2 protein-coding genes are annotated in these 1,149 nt (G+C 74.4%); one reads left to right on the plus strand and one right to left on the minus strand.

Features of this window, described 5'->3' with window-relative positions:
• On the minus strand, positions 1-398 hold a 398-nt coding region (locus H5J33_RS36035), incomplete at its 3' end, for an alcohol dehydrogenase catalytic domain-containing protein (protein ID WP_181798864.1).
• A 104-nt stretch (positions 399-502) separates the two neighbouring features.
• Here H5J33_RS36035 and H5J33_RS36040 point away from each other — a divergent pair.
• Positions 503-1,149: cupin domain-containing protein (locus tag H5J33_RS36040; RefSeq protein WP_181798865.1), on the plus strand; the 647-nt coding region annotated here is incomplete at its 3' end.

Below are 1,149 nucleotides of genomic sequence, written 5' to 3' on the forward strand. Positions count from 1 at the left end.
GTGAGCCAGACGGCCGCGGCGGTGACCGCGTCGAGACCGGCCGGGCGGGGCACCAGGGCGGACTGCGGCAGCAGCACGTGGTCGCCGTACACGCCGTGGCTGCACAGGTGGAAGTTGGCCGCCGACAGCACGAGGTCGCCCGGCACGAAGGCGGTCACCCCCGCGCCGGCCGCCAGCACCACGCCGGCCGCCTCGTAGCCGTTGCGGGAGCCGGGCAGCGTCGGCTGGTAGAAGTAGCTGCCGGAACGGAGCATCGCCTCGGCGCGGTTGAGGCCGAGCGCCTCGACGCGCACCAGGACCTCGTCCGGGCCGGGAGCGGGCAGGACGGTCTCCTCGACGGTGAAGACGTCGGGGCCGCCGATCTCGTGAAAGAGCACTGAACGTGCGGTGGTTGGCATGCCGTCGACGCTACGGCGGCCCGGGGAGACGTTCCATGTCCTCCGGTCTCGGTTTCCTGCCCGATCGTCTTTCCCCGGTGGACCGCTGCGGCTATGGTCGCCGCATGGACGTGCTGAGCGACGTCGTCGCCGCCATGCGCACCGGCCGGCCGCACTCCGCGCGCCGCTACAAGTACGCGCCCTGGGGCCTGCGGTGGGGTGACTCCGACGAGGCCGGGTTCCATGTGATCCTGCGCGGCTCGGCCTGGCTGCTCCCCCGGGACGCCGAGCCGGTGGCGCTGGCGCCGGGCGATGTCGTCTTCCTCGCGCACGGGCAGGGGCACGGGCTGGCGAGCGGCCTCGACGTGCCGCTGCGGGACGCGCGGATGCTGCCCGACGGCACCTGGGACGGTCCGCCCGAGGTGGCGGGCGTGGGCTGCCCGGACACCATCACCCTGTGCGGGACGTACCGGCTGGACCGGGACCGCTCGCACCGGCTGCTGGCGGAGCTGCCCGAGGTGGTGCACCTGCCCGCCCGGGTGGGCGGCCACCGCTCGCTGCGGGCGGCGGTCGAACTGCTCGGGATGGAGCTGGAGGAGCAGCGGCCGGGCACCGACGCGATCATCACCTCACTGCTGGACACCCTGCTGCTGTACATCCTGCGGGCCTGGTGGGAGAGCGAACACGCGGCGGGCCGGGCCCGGGGCTGGGCGGCGACGCCGCCCTCTACTACCCGTGGGTGCGGGTCTTCGACCCGGCCGCCGGACGCAAC

It is taken from the genome of Streptomyces sp. WELS2 (assembly GCF_013870595.1).
Classification (GTDB): Bacteria; Actinomycetota; Actinomycetes; order Streptomycetales; family Streptomycetaceae; genus Streptomyces.